The organism is Flavobacterium sp. 21.1 (assembly GCF_057801535.1).
Window position 1 is genome coordinate 384,964 of sequence record NZ_JBYNXA010000005.1, and the last position, 16,671, is coordinate 401,634.

Genomic DNA, 16,671 nt, shown 5'->3' on the forward strand with positions numbered 1-16,671 from the left:
AACTTATTTTTGTTACGCTTTATTTTAGATAAGAAACAAACACTAACCAAAAAAACATAAAAAAATAGGACATGATCATAGAACCTAGAATGCGAGGATTTATTTGTTTGACCGCTCATCCAAAAGGGTCCGAACAAAATGTTAAAAATCAAATAGAATATGTAAAATCAAAAGGTGAAATTAATGGGCCGAAGCGAGTATTGGTAATAGGTGCTTCTACAGGTTTTGGTTTGGCCTCCAGAATTACAAGTGCTTTTGGTTCTAACGCCTCTACTATTGGTGTATTTTTCGAAAAACCGCCAATGGAAGGAAAAACCGCTTCTCCGGGTTGGTACAATTCAGCAGCTTTTGAAAAAGAAGCTCACAACGCTGGATTATATGCTAAAAGCATCAACGGTGACGCATTTTCAAATGAAGTAAAACAGCAGACTATCGATATGATAAAAGCTGATTTAGGTCAGGTTGACTTAATTATATATAGTTTGGCTTCACCGGTTCGTGTTCATCCTGTGACGGGCGTTACACACCGTTCAGTTTTAAAACCAATTGGTAGTACTTTTACAAATAAAACGGTTGATTTTCATACTGGAAATGTTTCTACAGTATCAATCGAACCTGCAAATGAAGAAGATATTGCCAACACAGTTGCCGTAATGGGAGGTGAAGATTGGTCAATGTGGATGGATGCAATGAAAGCGGCGGGAGTTTTGGCAGAAGGAGCTACAACAGTTGCTTATTCTTATATCGGACCTGAAGTTACTGAAGCAGTGTACAGAAAAGGAACTATCGGTAGAGCAAAAGATCATTTAGAAGCTACAGCATTTGAGATTACTGAAAAATTGAAGGATATCAACGGTAAAGGATATGTGTCTGTGAACAAAGCTCTAGTTACTCAGGCGAGTTCTGCGATTCCGGTAATTCCATTGTATATTTCATTGTTGTACAAGATCATGAAGGAAAAAGGAATTCACGAAGGATGTATCGAACAAATGCAAAGATTGTTCCAGCAAAGATTATATAACGGTTCTGTGGTTCCAACAGATGAAAAGGGCAGAATCCGTATTGATGATTGGGAAATGAGAGAAGATGTTCAAAGTCAGATCGCTGCATTATGGAACGAGTCTACAACAGAATCTCTTGTTGAGTTAGGTGATTTAGAAGGTTATAAACACGATTTCTTAAACTTGTTCGGATTTGGTTTCGAAGGAGTAGATTATCTTGCGGATGCAGATGAAATGGTTCAGGTACCAAGTATCTCATAAGAAAAAATATTTTCAATAAAAAAACTCACGCTTGTCGTGAGTTTTTTTTATGCTTTTTTTTTTGTTGCAGAAGAAAAATGATTATCGTTCGGTCGTTCTGCATCTTTATTAAAGACACGAATGAAATTATGTAACAATTACAGGTGCTTAGCTGTTATAAAAACCTATGATTTTATCTTTGTTTGTGGTGTTTTTAAAGGAGGAGTTATGATGGTATTATAACAGAAAAAAGATGTACGAAAGGTAATTATAAGTAAAATCTTTAGAAATGTGTTTAATAAGTAACGTTTGTCTTTTCTTTTGTGTTTTTGGTCGGGTTTTTTATGACATATGACGTCGTTTGTGTTATATTTATAGTTCAAAAATTAAAAGACAAACCATGAAAAAAATTACTTTTCTTATCACTTTAATGGTGATTTTTGTGACTGGAGGGTACGCGCAATCAGCTTCAAGCTATTCTTTTGCAAGTAGCACCGGTACTTATACAGATAATAGCGGTTCTGCTACTCTGTTACCACTTGTAAAAGCCGACACCTATATGAGTCCGGCTCAAAACATTGGGTTCAACTTTGTATATGAAGGCGTTACTTACACACAGTTCAAAATGAGTTCCAATGGTTTTATCAGTTTGAATATGACCGGAACCTCTTCTTTGACAGGAAACGATTTTTCAACGGCTAATGCGACTTCACGACCAATTATTGCTCCTTTATGGGATGATATGGACGGAAGAACAACCGGAGACGTATCCGTAGCATCTTATGAGCTGACAGGAACTGCTCCAAATCAGGTTCTGACTGTGGAATGGAGAAACTGGGAGTGGAATTATGGATCAACAACACCGGTTATCAGTTTTCAGGTGAAATTGTATGAAACTACAGGTGTTATTGAATTTGTGTACAGACAAGAAGCTACAGCTGTGGCTAGTGGTTCTGCATCGATTGGTATCGGTTCAGCTATCGGATCCGGAGCGGGAAGTTACTTGAATGTTACAAACGTTGGTACTCCGGCTGTAAGTAGTTCAACTTCCACAACTAATATTAACACGAAACCCGCAACAGGACAGATATTTTCATTTACGCCACCGGCACCATGTTCAGGAACACCGGTTGGAGGAACTGCGGCTCCTGTATCGCAAACCTTATCACCTTCGCAGGCAGCAGCAGCTATTTCGATTACAGGACAGACTTCGGGAGCATCCGGTTTAACATACCAATGGGAGGAATCTACTGATGGTGGTTCAAACTGGGCTAATGCAACTGGAGGAACAGGAGCTACTACTTTAATATATACACCACCGGTATATGCCGGAACTCCGATTCAATACAGAATGAAAATTACCTGTACTGCTTCTGGACTTTTCGGTTATTCAAGTGTTTCGTCAATTGTTTCTTGTGGTGCAGTTACCTCATTGCCTTGGACTGAAAACTTCGATGGTTTAACCACTTTGGGAACTACAAATTTCCCAAGCTGTTGGTTAAAAGAAAATGGAGATTGGTCAACATCAAATGCGACAACTTATAATACACCAAGATCAGGCGCTAATTATTTAAGAGATGCTTGGTCTGCGACTAACGAATATATCTGGACAGTAGGTTTTAACTTAACTGCCGGTACTTCTTACGATTTTTCATCTTATGTACAAGGTGATGGTGGTACAGGATGGGTTGTGGACATGTTCTACAATACTACACCAAATTCCGTAGGAGCGACACAATTAGGAGCAACCTACAACGTTCCGGGATCAGGTACAATCGCAATTCAGCCTTATGCTGAAGTGAAACGTACTTTCGTGCCTTCTTCTACAGGTACTTATTATTTTGGAATCAGAGTTAACCAGCCTAGTTCAGGACCGTGGTATGTTGCTTTGGATGATATGAAATTAGAATTAACACCTGCATGTCCTAGTCCTGGTGGATTGGTAGCGAGCAATGTTACCAGTAATTCAGCAGATATTTCATGGACGGCAACTAATGGAAACTATCAATATGTTTTGGATACTGTGGCTACTGATCCTGCAGGTGCGGGAACTACATTGTCGGCAGAAACGTATAATGCTACTCCATTAACTCAATCTACAACTTACTATTTCCACGTAAGAACTGTTTGTGCAGGTCCGACTTACAGTACTTGGTCAACAATTTCTTTTACCACATTGGCGACTCCGCCGGCAAATGATAATTGCGCTACGGCAACTACATTGACTCCGGGTGGTGTTTTCACCGATAATCCTGTGGTAGGAACAAATTTAGGAGCTACCAATTCTAATCCTCCGGCACCTGGATGTGCGAGCTTTGCAGGTGGTGATGTTTGGTATTCTGTAGCTATTCCGGCTTCCGGTACTTTAACTCTTGAAACTAATAACGATACAGCAGGGGGAAGTGCTTTAACCGATACAGGTATGGCTGTTTATAGCGGAACTTGTGCGGGACTGACTTTAGTGTCTTGTGATGATGATTCAAGCACTGACGGTAACTTCTCCAGAATTTCCTTAACCGGAAGGACTGCGGGCGAAATAGTGTATGTAAACGTTTGGGAATATGGAGGAGGTACAATTGGTACATTCAAAATTTCAGCTTATGATGCTTCATTGAGCACCGGATCGTTTGACACTGCATCCTTTAAAGCTTATCCGAACCCCGTTAGAAATATGTTGAATTTATCTTATTCAGCCAATATTTCATCAGTAGAGGTTTATAACATGCTAGGTCAAAAAGTACTGGCTAAAACAATAAACGTCGCTGAGGGACAAATTGATATGTCAAATCTGAACGCCGGTAATTACATTGTAAAAGTCACTGCTGACGGTTTAACCAAAACAATAAAAGTTATAAAACAATAGTTAAATTTTAACTTTTAACAAAAAAGAGCTGTCCGAAAAGACGGCTCTTTTTTGTTATACTACTTCGTTGTTAAGAATCTGCATTGTATTTTTCTGAATAATATGGGTGTTTTGCGGATATTTTGATGATTTAAACAGTATTTAGAACGTTTTGTTGAAAAAATGTTAATAATTTTTTTGTTGAAAAAAGTTATATAATCGCGTTTTTGTGAAAAAAAACATACTTTTGGTAAATAACTAACCAAATACTTATATGAAAAAAATTACATTTTTATTTTTACTTTTTTTGTTCGGGTTGCCGGCGTTCGCGCAATCAACTTGTACACAGACGTTTACTGTGACCGGGTACGATGATGACCCCACAGTATTGACCATTAACGCCGCCGATGTTACTTGTCAGGGAGCAGGTGCGGTAACCAGCATGAAATTAAAGAACCCTCGCGCAAGTTTAAGTTCCGGTTTTTGTTCTACCGATGCTTCCAGCTGGTTTGGCTTTGATTTGTCAATAAGTGGTGGTGCTGCAATGGCAGGATGTGGTGCAGATTTCAACAATGTTGACATTACAGGTTTTTCTTCGGTGACAATCACTTCACATGATGATGATGCTTATTCGGATTACATAACAATGACAATTGACGTGGAAGTTACTTTTACACCGATAGCAGTACCAAGTTGTACTGTTTTGGCTAGTCCGGCGAACGCTGCAGTAAGCGTAATGAATTCACAAATTTCATGGACAGCAGCTCCGGGCGGTCCTTCAGGTTATAAATTGAAAGTAGGAACTTCACCTGGTGCTACAAATGTGCTGAACATGCAGGACGTTGGCAATGTGTTGACTTATGATTTAGGAGCTTTAACAGCAGGCGCTACGTACTACGTAACTGTTGTTCCTTATAATGCGATAGGTAATGCAACAGGATGTACTGAATCATCATTTACAACTTGTGGTTCAATAACCGCGCCGACTGCAGAAGATTTCGGAGTTTACCTTCCGGGATGCTGGCAGGAAGCTGATAATGGTGATTTAGGTGCCGGACCGGCAACTTTCGGAAACAGCTCATGGAACGCTGACGGATTTGCTAACAACGGAACTACAGGAGCCATCAAATACAATCTTTATCTTGCGAGTGCAAATGACTGGGTAATTTCTCCGGTATACAATATTCCGGCTACAGGATATGAACTTAAGTTTGATGCAGCGGCAAACCAATATGCTTCAACTAATGCACCGTCTACTGCTTGGGAATCAGATGATTTTGTTCAGGTTTTAGTTTCTACATCAACTAATAACTGGACAGTTCTTTATACTTACAACGATACGAACGTACCTTCAAATTTAGGAAGTACAAATATCATTGATTTAGATGCTTATGCAGGACAAAATGTTCGTTTTGCATTCAGAGCAGTTGAAGGAACTGCAGACGGATCGGCGGATATAGATTTCTCAATCGATAACTTTCAATTAAGATTGACTCCGGCATGTGTTGAGCCTACTGGGTTGACAGCAAACGGTGTAAACAGTTCTGCAGCTAATATGGCATGGAATGTTACTACAGGTAATTATCAGTATGTTTTAGATCAGGTGGCTACAGATCCGGCTGGTTCAGGTACTGCTATTGCAACAAATTCTTATAATGCAACTTCATTAGCGCCTTCTACTACGTACTATTTCCACGTAAGAACGGTTTGTGCAGGCCCTACATACAGTATCTGGTCAACGGTTACTTTTACTACATTAGCAACTCCACCGACAAATGATAATTGTGGTACTGCAACTGTACTTACTCCTGGCGGTGTTTTCTCAATTAATCCACAACCTGTATCATTAACAGGGGCTACTAACTCTAATCCACCGGCACCAGGTTGTGCTTCGTTCACAGGAAATGATGTTTGGTATCAAGTGACTATTCCGGCATCAGGAACTTTAACCGTGGAAACAAACAATGACGGTACAGGAAACTATGATAGTGGAATGGCTGTTTATTCAGGGACTTGTGGTAGTTTGACTTTGATCGAGTGCGATGATGATGATAGTTCAGACGGTAATTATTCAATGGTAAACTTAACAAGAACACCGGGAGAAACCGTTTATGTAAATACGTGGAGATACGGAGGCGGTGCGCCAATTACTTATCAGATTTCGGCATATGATGCTTCATTAAGTACTGGTTCTTTTGATGTTACTTCTTTCAAAGCATATCCAAACCCTGTAAAGGACGTGTTGAACCTGTCATACTCAACAGAAATTTCTTCAGTAGAGATTTACAATATGTTGGGGCAAAAAGTAATGGTTAAAACATTAAACGTTGCACAAGGACAAATCGATATGTCAAATTTGAATTCAGGAAACTATATTGTTAAAGTAACGGCTGATGGTTTAACCAAAGCTATTAAAGTTGTAAAACAATAAATATTGAATTTTTTTCTTACAAAAGGAACTACGAAAGTGGTTCCTTTTTTTTTACATTTGCAAAAAAATAAAAATGAAGAAAAAATACTTTTTATTACCCCTGCTTTTATTAGGGATATGCTCATTTGCTCAAGATATACACGTGCTTGTACTGGCGCCTGAGATAGCCTGTAATCCCGGTGATTGTGCACCTTTACGTGTGGTTTATCCGAATATAAAAGAATCTACCTCATATCAGGTTAGCAGCATACCATTCAACCCTCCTTTTGGATCAACTAATGGTAGTCAAACGAATTTGAATATTGATGACAGATGGTCAGGTGTTATTGATTTAAAAGGATCAACTCCCCAGGATTTTAATTTTTGTTTTTATGGACAGGTTTATAATAAAGTTTTAATTTCAACAAATGGTGCAATCACTTTTAGTGTAGCAGGAATAACCGCAGGAGGATTGTATTCTCCAGACACGGGCAGTACTTGGGTAGCATCGGGACCATTACCCTATTCCGGAGCTGGAGCCCCATTTAAGAACTCAATTAATGGAGTTTTTCAGGATTTAAATCCTAATGTATTCAATTCTTTTGCTAATCCGGTAATAAACTATTTTACGATAGGTACTTTTCCAAACAGGGCTTTTGTTTTAAATTTTAGCCAGGTTGCACAATATGGATGTAGTTCCGATAGTAATGTCGGTGCACAAACATCACAAATCGTATTATACGAAACTACGAATGTGATAGAAGTTTATGTAAATAGGAGAGTTTCTTGTACTACATGGTCTAATGGTAATGGTCTGATTGGAATTCAAAATCAAGACGGAACCGTTGCATCTTTTCCTCCCGGAAGAAATCTGGGGACGTGGTCGGCAACTAATGAAGCCTGGCGTTTTACTCCAAACGGAAATACTATCACGCCAACAATTTCATGGTTAAAAAATGGAAATCCTTATGCATCAGGTAATCCGACAACTATTTGTCCAACTTCTACGGAGCAGTATACAGCTACAGTTTCATATCCATTGTGTAATGGGGTATTGCAGAATTTTTCAGACTCAGTTACAGCAACCGTTGGACCGCAAATTCAGGAACCTAACGATATTGTGATTTGTGGTTCACAATCTAATCCGGTTTCTTTTGATTTAACTACCAATAATGCAATTATATTAGGCGCTTTAAATCCGGCGGAGTATCTGATAACTTATTATCGAACTCAATCAGATGCAGAAAATTTTTCGAATCCGATAACTGTTCCTCAAGCTTTCTTGAGTTCAGGTAATCAGACTATCTATGCTGCAACTGAAAACCTTATTACCGGATGTTATTTTATTAAAAATTTTGATTTGCTAATAAGTCCAAATCCATTGCCTCCTTCTGGGGAAGCCAATCAGACTTTTACAAGCGGAGAAACATTAGCAAATATTGAGCTTGTCGGAACAAATATCAAATGGTATGGTTCGGCTACCGGAAATGATTTGTTGCTAAATTCGACCCCATTGGTTGATGGTGTGACCTATTACGCTTCCCAAACCAATTCGGCCGGTTGTGAAAGTAGAACCAATCCTTCCAGATTAGCAGTAACTGCACATCTTGTTTTAGGTAATCAGGATTTTAATATGTCAGGTTTAAATGTATATCCAAACCCGGTAAAAGATGTATTAAATTTGTCTTACTCTTCAGAAATTTCTTCAGTAGAGATTTACAATATGTTGGGGCAAAAAGTTATGGTCAAAACATTAAACGTGGCACAAGGACAAATTGATATGTCAAATTTGAATTCAGGAAACTATATTGTTAAAGTAACAGCTGATGGTTTAACGAAAGCTATAAAAGTTATAAAGCAATAACAAATACGGTTAAATGTTTTAAAAAGCCGCTCTTCGAAGCGGCTTTTTCTTTTTATAGCATTATCTTTGTTAAAATTTAGTTGCAGTAATGTATTTTTCGTTTATTATTCCGGTTTACAACCGACCTGATGAAGTTGAGGAACTGCTGAAAAGTTTAGCAGAGCAAGATTATCATGAAGATTATGAGGTAGTTATTGTTGAGGACGGATCTACTATCCCGTGTCACGATGTAGTGAAGAAGTATGAAGGTAAATTATTTATCTCCTATTTCAATAAACCTAATTCAGGGCCTGGCGATTCCAGAAATTTCGGAATGAAACAAGCTATGGGAAGTTATTTTCTCATCCTGGATTCTGACTGTATTTTACCCGAAAATTATCTCAGTTCAGTCGATAAAAATCTTAAAAAAGACTTCGTGGATTGTTTTGGCGGACCTGATAATGCATTGGAGTCCTTTTCGTCTGTTCAAAAGGCTATCAATTTTACAATGACGTCTTTTTTAACTACCGGAGGAGTCCGCGGAGGATCTGAAAAGATGGGGAAATTCCAGCCGCGAAGTTTTAATATGGGGTTGTCCAAAAAAGCATTTGAGGCTTCGGGAGGTTTCGGAAACATTCATCCGGGTGAAGATCCGGATCTGTCGATCCGCCTTTGGAAATTAGGTTTTAAAACCAAACTTTTTAAAGATTCCTATGTGTTTCACAAGCGCAGAATCGATTTTGGGAAATTCTATAAACAAGTAAATAAATTCGGAAAAGCAAGACCTATATTGGATTCATGGTATCCAAAGCACAGTAAAATCACATTTTGGTTCCCGACACTTTTTTTGTTCGGATTTATAGCCTCCGTGATTTTAATGGTTTTCGGATTTTCAATTCCGATTAAGATCTATGCCGCTTATTTTATTCTATTGTTCTGGATAGGAGCAACGGAGAATATGAATCCGTGGATTGGTTTTTTATCGGTTTTTGCGGCAATATTTCAGTTTGTAGGATATGGGATTGGTTTTTTGCAGTCTTTCATCAAAATAAAGATCAAAAAACAGCAACCTGAAATGGCGTTCCCGGAATTGTTTTTTAAAAAATAATATGACACGTATAATAGGACTCACAGGCGGGATTGGAAGTGGAAAATCTACAGTAGCAGGTTATTTCAGAGAATTGGGGGTTTCGGTTTACATAGCTGATGATGAAGCTAAAAAACTGATGGACACACCCGAAATGATAAACAAAATCCAGTCGGTCTTTGAGGAAACTATTAGTAAAGACAAAAAATTAGACAAAAAAAAGATTGCTGATATCGTTTTTTCGGCACCGCAACAACTCGAAAAATTAAACAGCATCGTTCATCCCGTTGTGAGGAACCATTTCCTTTCCTGGGTGGAAGACCATAAACAGGAACCTTTTGTCATTAAAGAAGCAGCGATTCTCTTTGAAAGCGGAAGCTATCGGGATTGTGATAAAATCATTCTGGTTACCGCTCCGGAAGAGATCAGAATCAAAAGAGTCATGGATCGAGATAAGGTGACGAAAGAACAGGTTATGGATCGAATGGCAAACCAATGGTCAGACGAGAAAAAGATTCCATTATCAGATTACATTATTCAAAACACAGATATTGAACAAGTTCAGAAAAATGTCAGAGAAATTCTTAAAGAATTGAATAAAATGTAAAAACTTAAGCAGATGTTAATCTTTGGTTAATATTTTTAAGGTCTAAATGTTAAAATGTTAATTTTGTTTTGATGAATAAAACGCGTTTCCGATTACTTGTTGTGTTGATGAGTTTATCTCTTATTGGGATAATCCTCGTACAGTTGTATTGGATTGACACTTCTTACAAAAATAATGAAGAGCAATTCAAGTTTCATGTACAGCAGGTTATAGGAAATGTAGCCGACAAACTGCAGCAGCAGGAGGCTTTTGAGTTTTACAGAACATACAATAAACTGAAAGATAGTACCGGAAGGGCGCCCAAGCAAAGTGAGTTAAAGGAATACTTCTTTGTGGAACGCGATCCGAAGACAAATGAGCAGATCATTTATTCCAATACGATCATTTCAGAAGATTACAGTTTAAACCGTTCGTTCTTTGATAAAAATTCTGATTCCGTACCGTTAAAAAGTTTTGTGGCCAAGCGAAAAACTGAAATTTACAACGGTAACATTATTGATAATTCAGGGATGCAGAAATCCAACACGCCGGATATCACAGTAGAAAAGTCCGGAAGTCTGGATATCCTGGACAAAGCGCAGTTTGAAATCATGTTTAAAGATCTTGTTGATTTAAAACCCATACAAGAGCGGATTTCAAAAGAACGCCTGAATGCCATGCTGGCAAATGAGTTAAGACAATACGGAGTAAAAACGCCTTTCGAATTTGGGATTTACAGCAACGGTCTGGCAACCAAAGTGAGATCGGAGGACTTTGATTACGAGAAGAAATCAACCTATGGAATCCCGGTCTTTACCGATAATGACAACGAAAATAAGTATGAGTTGATGGTGAGTTTTCCCCAAAAAAGAAAATTCCTGTTCTCTTCTTTAGTAGGCATTACATCATTATCACTGATTTTTACGTTAGTAATCATAGTCGCGTATTTCAGTGCGCTGAACCAGCTGATAAGACAAAAGCAGATTTCGGAAATTAAGACCGATTTCATCAACAATATGACGCATGAGTTTAAAACACCTATTGCAACTATAAATCTTGCTTTAGATGCGATTAAAAACCCAAAAATCATTGAAGACAGGGAAAAAGTAGAACGATACCTGCAGATGATCCGGGACGAAAACAAACGAATGCATGCACAGGTGGAAAACGTTCTTAGGATTTCAAAACTGGAGCGTAGGGAATTAGAAATTAGCAAAGAACCAACAAACGTTCATGAGATTATAGAAGACGCCATAGAGCACGTTAACCTGATAGTGGAAGATCGCGGAGGTATGATCATCAACAACCTTCAGGCGAAAAGAAACACCATTCTGCTGAATGATGTTCACTTCACCAACGTAATGGTTAACATTCTGGATAATGCCATAAAATATTCTCCCGAGGCCCCGGTAATAGAGGTTTCAACGGAAAATGTGAAAGATTTTATCTTGATAAAAGTAAAAGATCAGGGCTCCGGAATGAGCAAAGTGGCCCAAAAAAGAATATTTGAAAAATTTTACAGGGAACATACCGGTGATTTACATAATGTAAAGGGACACGGTTTAGGACTGGCCTATGTCAAAAGAATTGTAGAAGATCACAATGGCCAGATTTTTGTAGAAAGTGAAAAAGGGAAGGGAAGTACCTTCACAATTAAAGTGCCTTTAATAAATTAAAAAATATGGATGCAACTAACAAAAAAATTCTACTAGTAGAAGACGATCCAAATTTCGGAGCTGTACTGAAAGATTATTTGATCATAAATGATTTTGATGTTACCCTGGCCAAAAACGGAATGGAAGGTTTCGAAAAGTTCAAGAAGGACAATTACGATTTGTGTATTCTTGATGTCATGATGCCTTACAAAGACGGTTATACTTTAGCCCGTGAGATTCGTGAAAAAAATAAAGAAGTGCCTATCATTTTCCTTACAGCAAAATCTATGAAAGAGGATGTGTTGAAAGGATATAAAGTAGGTGCAGACGATTATTTAAACAAACCATTTGATTCGGAAGTATTACTGATGAAGATCAAAGCGATCATCATGCGTAAAGCTTCTGAAACAAAAACTGACAATACACGTTTTGAATTCGAAATCGGTAAATTCCACCTGAATTCAAAACTTCGTTTCTTAACGTTCCCGGGTGAAGAAGCAATCAAACTATCGCCTAAGGAAAATGAATTGCTTAAAATGCTTGCATTGCATGAAAATGACCTGATGCCGCGTGAGTTAGCGTTGACAAAAATCTGGAGAGATGACAACTATTTTACTTCCAGAAGTATGGATGTATATATTGCCAAATTGCGTAAGTATTTGAAACAGGACGAAGATGTTGAGATTTTGAATATTCACGGAGAAGGTTTCCGTTTAGTCATAAAAGGAAAAGCAGCCGAATAAATTGATAAGGATTAATTATATTATTGGAAAGAAGCTCTGAGAAATCGGGGCTTTTTTATTGGTAACTGTTCCGGCTTTGCACTCCAAGATTTTTAATAAAAAAAAGAGTTCCACAAAGCAAAAAGAGCTTCCGCTGGTCGCTTTTTTTCTTCGGCAACTTCTAATTTTTTTATTCAAAAATGCTTTCCGCTGCACTCCGGGTTAGGCAATCACTTTCAAAAGAAGTCTGCGATGAAATTCGCTTATCTCTTTTCCAAAACCAAAGCAAAACAAACCTTATCCTCTTTGGTAACCGTAAAATAACTGTGATCTTCCTTAGCATGGATTTCCACCTGATCTGCAAGGTTCAATTCCCGAAGAAAGTTCATCTCCAGACTTTTTATTTCCTGTTTCAGGATCGTTTTAGGATCGATTGTATCCAGACACCATTCCAGATATTTGGTATTGTTCACGTGGTTTACGATGTCCAGATCGGATAAAACGACCTTACGCTCACCAATTTTTGTTGTTTCCTGTAAAATATTGATTCGGGAAAAACTTTGACCTGTAGCTTTTCGGTCGGCGTATTTTTCAAAGTGTTCGTGTGGTAATGCCAAAGGTTCCGCTTTACGAAGTTGCGTATTGAAAACAGCCCAATAGGTCGTAGCTCCCACAATTTTCTTTCCGTCAAGATACATTTCAATATTACGTATCGATCGGGAACCTTCCAGATTTTCAATCCAAGTCTTTACGGTGACTTTATCCTGCCATTTCGGTAGTGCATCTATTTCAACGCGAATTCTACTCAACACCCAAGCCTGATGATGCTCTTGCATATCGTTAAAACTCAGCCCTCCCAAAATGGAATGCTCCGCAGCCGTAAGTTGTAATAAATTGCACAAATCCACATATTTCAAATAAGCATTTGGTGCACAAAGGGTAAAGTTAATGTCCCATTCGTGTGAGTATACTGAAGTGAAGTCGGGTGAAATTGGCATTTTTATGAGTTGTTAGTTATGAGTGTGTCGTAGAGCATAGAACATAGAATATAGACAATAGAGATTAAAATATATGTGCTTCTATCTTTTCTCTATCCTCTATTATCTTTTCTCTATTATCTTTTCTCTATTATCTTTTCTCTATTGATTGCTCTACAAAGTTAGTGATTTCCGAAAAATCTGTTTGATAATCAAACCACTTCGCATTTTCGGTGCGCTTAAACCAGGTAATCTGTCTTTTGGCAAAGCGTCGGGTGTTTTTCTTTATTTCTTCTATCGCAAAATCCAACGTTGTTTTTCCGTCGAAATAATCGAACAATTCTCTGTACCCAACTGTTTGCAATGCGTTTAATTGTTTGTTCGGATATAAAGCCTGTGCTTCTTCCAGCAAACCTTTTTGCATCATTAAATCCACTCGAAGGTTAATGCGGTCATACATTTTTTCCCTTTCGGCTTCGAGTCCAATTATAATCGGAGTAAAGTTTCGTGTGTTTTTCCTTTTTCCGATGAAAGAAGAATAAGGTTGACCGCTTCCGATACAAACTTCCACAAAGCGTTTCATTCGCTGCGGGTTTTGTAACGTCTGTGGATTTTCGGAAAGTATTTTGCTGTAGTATTCAGAATCTAGATTTTTTAAAGAATCCTGAAGATAGTTAATGCCTAAGGCATCATATTTGGCGTTGATCTCTTCGCGAACAGAAGGTTCAATATCCGGAAAATCATCAAAACCTTTAAGTACGGCATCAACATATAATCCTGATCCGCCCACCATAATCTGAATATTGTTTTCTTTAAAAAGTTCGTCCAGTTTGTCCAATGCTTCAATTTCAAAATCACCAACGGAATACGATTCAAAAACCGATTTATTCTGAATAAAATAATGCTGAGCCGCTGCTAATTCTTCTTTATCGGGAACGGCGGTTCCAATAGTCATTTCTTTAAAAAACTGTCTGCTGTCGCAGGAAATGATGTCACAGCCAAAATGCTGTGCAAGTTTTATGCTTAAAGCCGTCTTTCCAATAGCTGTCGGGCCAATAATGGTGATTAGGTAATTATTCATTGTCTAATTTTTCGCCGCAATGATAGCAATATTTCGCGTCTTCAACAGTAACTATTGTTGCGCAGGATGGGCATTTTTTGGCGTTTTGTATGGATTTCTGATTTCTTTTAGCAGCTGCAAATTCGGCTGTTACGATTCCTGTCGGTACGGCAATAATTCCGTAACCTAAAATCATAATGCAGGAAGCTATAATTTGTCCGGGTATGGTAACTGGCGCTATATCTCCGTAGCCAACTGTTGTTAGGGTAACAATACACCAATAGATGCTGGTAGGGATACTGGTAAAACCACTTTCTTTTCCTTCCACAACATACATGATGGCACCCAGTAATATGGAAACAATTAAGACAAAGTAGACAAACACGATAATTTTTGAACGGCTGGCTTTTATGGCTAGTTTTAATTGTGATTCCTGACCTGTAAAGTGAACTAAATTCAATATCCCAAACAAACGAAGCAAACGCAACGCCCTGATTACGGACAATATTCGGGAGCCCGGAATGAAAAAAGACATATACATCGGCAGAATCGAAATGAAATCGACTATACCGTAAAAACTGAAAATATAAGTAAATGGTTTTTTGTTGCAAATAATCCGTAGCACGTACTCTAAAGTGAAGGTGACTGTAATGATCCATTCCAGTACAATTATAGTGGAATGGTATTTTTCATCCAAATGTTCCACCGATTCCAACATAACCAATAAGACGCTCAGAAGAATAACGCCCAGTAAAACTATATCGAAAAGACGACCTGCAACAGTATTTGAACCATAAACTATGATGTAAATTCTCTGCCGAAGAACCTCGTATTCAGATTTAATTTTTTTCATGGTACGTAAAAAAGATACATTAAAGTTAATTAAAACCTGACAATTTTAATAACTTTCTTTTTACGGACGTAATTCAGAATGATGTTTCTCGAATCCCGGTTGTTATCCATCGGGATGATGATGTTTTTAAGGATGTCGATATTGTTGATCTGATAATTCAAATCATAAAAACAATAGCCTTTATAGACTCCGTTTTCAATCAGTACGGCGCTTCGTTCGTTCACGTTTCGTCCCTGATCTACAATTATCATATTTTGGTTGTGCAGCTGGTTGTTCTCTATAAAATGAGTAACACGTTTGTTGTATTCTGCAGGAGATTCTTCTCCGATACAAGCACCGTTGCATTGCTTCAAATTATACTGGAAACAGCTTTTTTTACTGTCGTATAAACCGTTTATTTTCTGGCAAAGATTATTCTCTTCCGTAATTTTATGTAATAACGATTTCCCTTCAATCAAGGTGGCAAAAGAAGTGATTTCCTTTTTTCTGCCATCGGTTTTCTGTACATGCAAAGCAATGTAACCCTCCTTGTTTTTTTCAGCATATAAAGCAAACGGGAAAATGGTTTTTCGTTGCGATCTGTTATAAGGAGGTCGGTTTACTTTGATTTCCTCACTTTCTTTCAGAAGCGCGATCAATTCACTTCCGGTTTCTTCGAAAGTTACGGCAAAGACCTCATTTTGAAGTTTCTTGGCTTTGCGATCGGTTCTCGTAAAATGCTGATTGACCCTCTTTTTGATATTTTTGCTCTTCCCGATATAGATGATCGTTCCGTCTTCCCGATGGATGTAATAAATTCCTGTTTTGGAAGGAACTCCGTCGATGATGTCGAGTAATTTTGGAGATATTCCGGATTTTACTTCGGTTTTAATGTAACTCTTCACAATCTCTTTCTCTAAGTCTTTAGATAAAAGCATCTTGAAAAGTTTAACGGTAGCCATGGCGTCGCCTGTAGCGCGGTGTCTGTCGGCCATTGGTATTCCTAAAGCTCGTACCAATTTCCCTAAACTATAGGAATGATGGCCGGGAAGCAATTTTTTTGAAAGTTCTACGGTGCAAAGCGTCGGTTTACTAAAGTCATAGCCCAAACGACGAAATTCTGTACGAAGGATACGGTAATCAAAAGAAGCGTTGTGAGCGACAATGATGCATCCGTCTGTTATTTCAATAATACGTTTGGCTACTTCAAAAAACTTTGGTGCCGAACGCAGCATAGCATTATTAATTCCGGTAAGTTTCACCACAAAAGGCTGAATCGGAATTTCCGGATTGACCAAACTGATGAACTGATCCACAATCTCATGACCATCAAAGCGATAGACGGCAATTTCGGTAATTCCCTCTTCGTTGTATTGGCCTCCTGTAGTTTCTATGTCGAGAATTGCGTACAAAATT

At 38.1% G+C, this 16,671-nt stretch carries 12 protein-coding genes; 8 read left to right on the plus strand and 4 right to left on the minus strand.

Annotated features, from left to right (window positions below; translation table 11 throughout):
• Window positions 1-71: 71 nt before the first annotated feature.
• From fabV to AC3E9U_RS13810, 8 genes are all read left to right on the plus strand, one after another.
• A complete protein-coding gene (fabV, locus tag AC3E9U_RS13775; RefSeq protein WP_488747497.1) occupies window positions 72-1,262 on the plus strand; it encodes an enoyl-ACP reductase FabV in 1,191 nt (396 codons plus the stop codon).
• Window positions 1,263-1,641: 379 nt separating this feature from the next.
• Window positions 1,642-4,104, plus strand: coding sequence for a T9SS type A sorting domain-containing protein (locus tag AC3E9U_RS13780; RefSeq protein ID WP_488747498.1), 2,463 nt, complete (start codon window positions 1,642-1,644; stop codon window positions 4,102-4,104).
• Between the two features lie 253 nt (window positions 4,105-4,357).
• On the plus strand, window positions 4,358-6,514 hold the full coding sequence (locus AC3E9U_RS13785) for a T9SS type A sorting domain-containing protein (protein WP_488747499.1): 2,157 nt from the start codon (window positions 4,358-4,360) through the stop codon (window positions 6,512-6,514).
• A 73-nt stretch (window positions 6,515-6,587) separates the two neighbouring features.
• On the plus strand, window positions 6,588-8,357 hold the full coding sequence (locus AC3E9U_RS13790; protein ID WP_488747500.1) for a T9SS type A sorting domain-containing protein: 1,770 nt from the start codon (window positions 6,588-6,590) through the stop codon (window positions 8,355-8,357).
• Window positions 8,358-8,445: 88 nt separating this feature from the next.
• Complete coding sequence (locus AC3E9U_RS13795; protein WP_488747501.1) at window positions 8,446-9,444, plus strand: glycosyltransferase family 2 protein; 999 nt, start codon at window positions 8,446-8,448, stop codon at window positions 9,442-9,444.
• Window position 9,445: 1 nt separating this feature from the next.
• Window positions 9,446-10,030 carry a dephospho-CoA kinase gene (coaE, locus tag AC3E9U_RS13800; RefSeq protein WP_488747502.1) on the plus strand — a complete coding sequence of 195 codons (585 nt, stop codon included), beginning with the start codon at window positions 9,446-9,448 and terminating at the stop codon, window positions 10,028-10,030.
• Between the two features lie 71 nt (window positions 10,031-10,101).
• A complete protein-coding gene (locus AC3E9U_RS13805) occupies window positions 10,102-11,685 on the plus strand; it encodes a sensor histidine kinase (RefSeq protein ID WP_488747503.1) in 1,584 nt (527 codons plus the stop codon).
• Window positions 11,686-11,690: 5 nt separating this feature from the next.
• The gene (locus AC3E9U_RS13810; protein WP_488747504.1) at window positions 11,691-12,407 is read left to right on the plus strand and encodes a response regulator transcription factor; all 717 of its coding nucleotides are present in this window, start codon (window positions 11,691-11,693) and stop codon (window positions 12,405-12,407) included.
• A gap of 242 nt (window positions 12,408-12,649) precedes the next feature.
• Here the strand turns inward: AC3E9U_RS13810 and AC3E9U_RS13815 are convergent, their stop codons facing one another.
• The 4 genes from AC3E9U_RS13815 to AC3E9U_RS13830 form a co-directional block, all read right to left on the minus strand.
• Window positions 12,650-13,384: an acyl-[acyl-carrier-protein] thioesterase gene (locus tag AC3E9U_RS13815; RefSeq protein ID WP_488747505.1), complete on the minus strand. Its 735-nt coding sequence runs from the start codon at window positions 13,382-13,384 to the stop codon at window positions 12,650-12,652.
• Window positions 13,385-13,514: 130 nt separating this feature from the next.
• The gene (gene miaA / locus AC3E9U_RS13820; protein ID WP_488747506.1) at window positions 13,515-14,444 is read right to left on the minus strand and encodes a tRNA (adenosine(37)-N6)-dimethylallyltransferase MiaA; all 930 of its coding nucleotides are present in this window, start codon (window positions 14,442-14,444) and stop codon (window positions 13,515-13,517) included.
• Window positions 14,437-15,276: an ion transporter gene (locus AC3E9U_RS13825; RefSeq protein WP_488747507.1), complete on the minus strand. Its 840-nt coding sequence runs from the start codon at window positions 15,274-15,276 to the stop codon at window positions 14,437-14,439. Before AC3E9U_RS13825 ends, miaA begins: the two co-directional genes overlap by 8 nt.
• Before the next feature lie 29 nt (window positions 15,277-15,305).
• Complete coding sequence (locus AC3E9U_RS13830) at window positions 15,306-16,667, minus strand: exonuclease domain-containing protein (protein WP_488747508.1); 1,362 nt, start codon at window positions 16,665-16,667, stop codon at window positions 15,306-15,308.
• Between the last annotated feature and the right edge of the window lie 4 nt (window positions 16,668-16,671).

Bases quoted from the DNA above. Each gene is read 5' to 3' on its own strand.
- miaA (WP_488747506.1), bottom strand. From the start codon at position 14,444: ATGAATAATTACCTAATCACCATTATTGGCCCGACAGCTATTGGAAAG.
- AC3E9U_RS13780 (WP_488747498.1), top strand. From the start codon at position 1,642: ATGAAAAAAATTACTTTTCTTATCACTTTAATGGTGATTTTTGTGACT.
- AC3E9U_RS13795 (WP_488747501.1), top strand. From the start codon at position 8,446: ATGTATTTTTCGTTTATTATTCCGGTTTACAACCGACCTGATGAAGTT.
- AC3E9U_RS13805 (WP_488747503.1), top strand. From the start codon at position 10,102: ATGAATAAAACGCGTTTCCGATTACTTGTTGTGTTGATGAGTTTATCT.
- coaE (WP_488747502.1), top strand. From the start codon at position 9,446: ATGACACGTATAATAGGACTCACAGGCGGGATTGGAAGTGGAAAATCT.
- AC3E9U_RS13825 (WP_488747507.1), bottom strand. From the start codon at position 15,276: ATGAAAAAAATTAAATCTGAATACGAGGTTCTTCGGCAGAGAATTTAC.
- fabV (WP_488747497.1), top strand. From the start codon at position 72: ATGATCATAGAACCTAGAATGCGAGGATTTATTTGTTTGACCGCTCAT.
- AC3E9U_RS13810 (WP_488747504.1), top strand. From the start codon at position 11,691: ATGGATGCAACTAACAAAAAAATTCTACTAGTAGAAGACGATCCAAAT.
- AC3E9U_RS13785 (WP_488747499.1), top strand. From the start codon at position 4,358: ATGAAAAAAATTACATTTTTATTTTTACTTTTTTTGTTCGGGTTGCCG.
- AC3E9U_RS13790 (WP_488747500.1), top strand. From the start codon at position 6,588: ATGAAGAAAAAATACTTTTTATTACCCCTGCTTTTATTAGGGATATGC.
- AC3E9U_RS13815 (WP_488747505.1), bottom strand. From the start codon at position 13,384: ATGCCAATTTCACCCGACTTCACTTCAGTATACTCACACGAATGGGAC.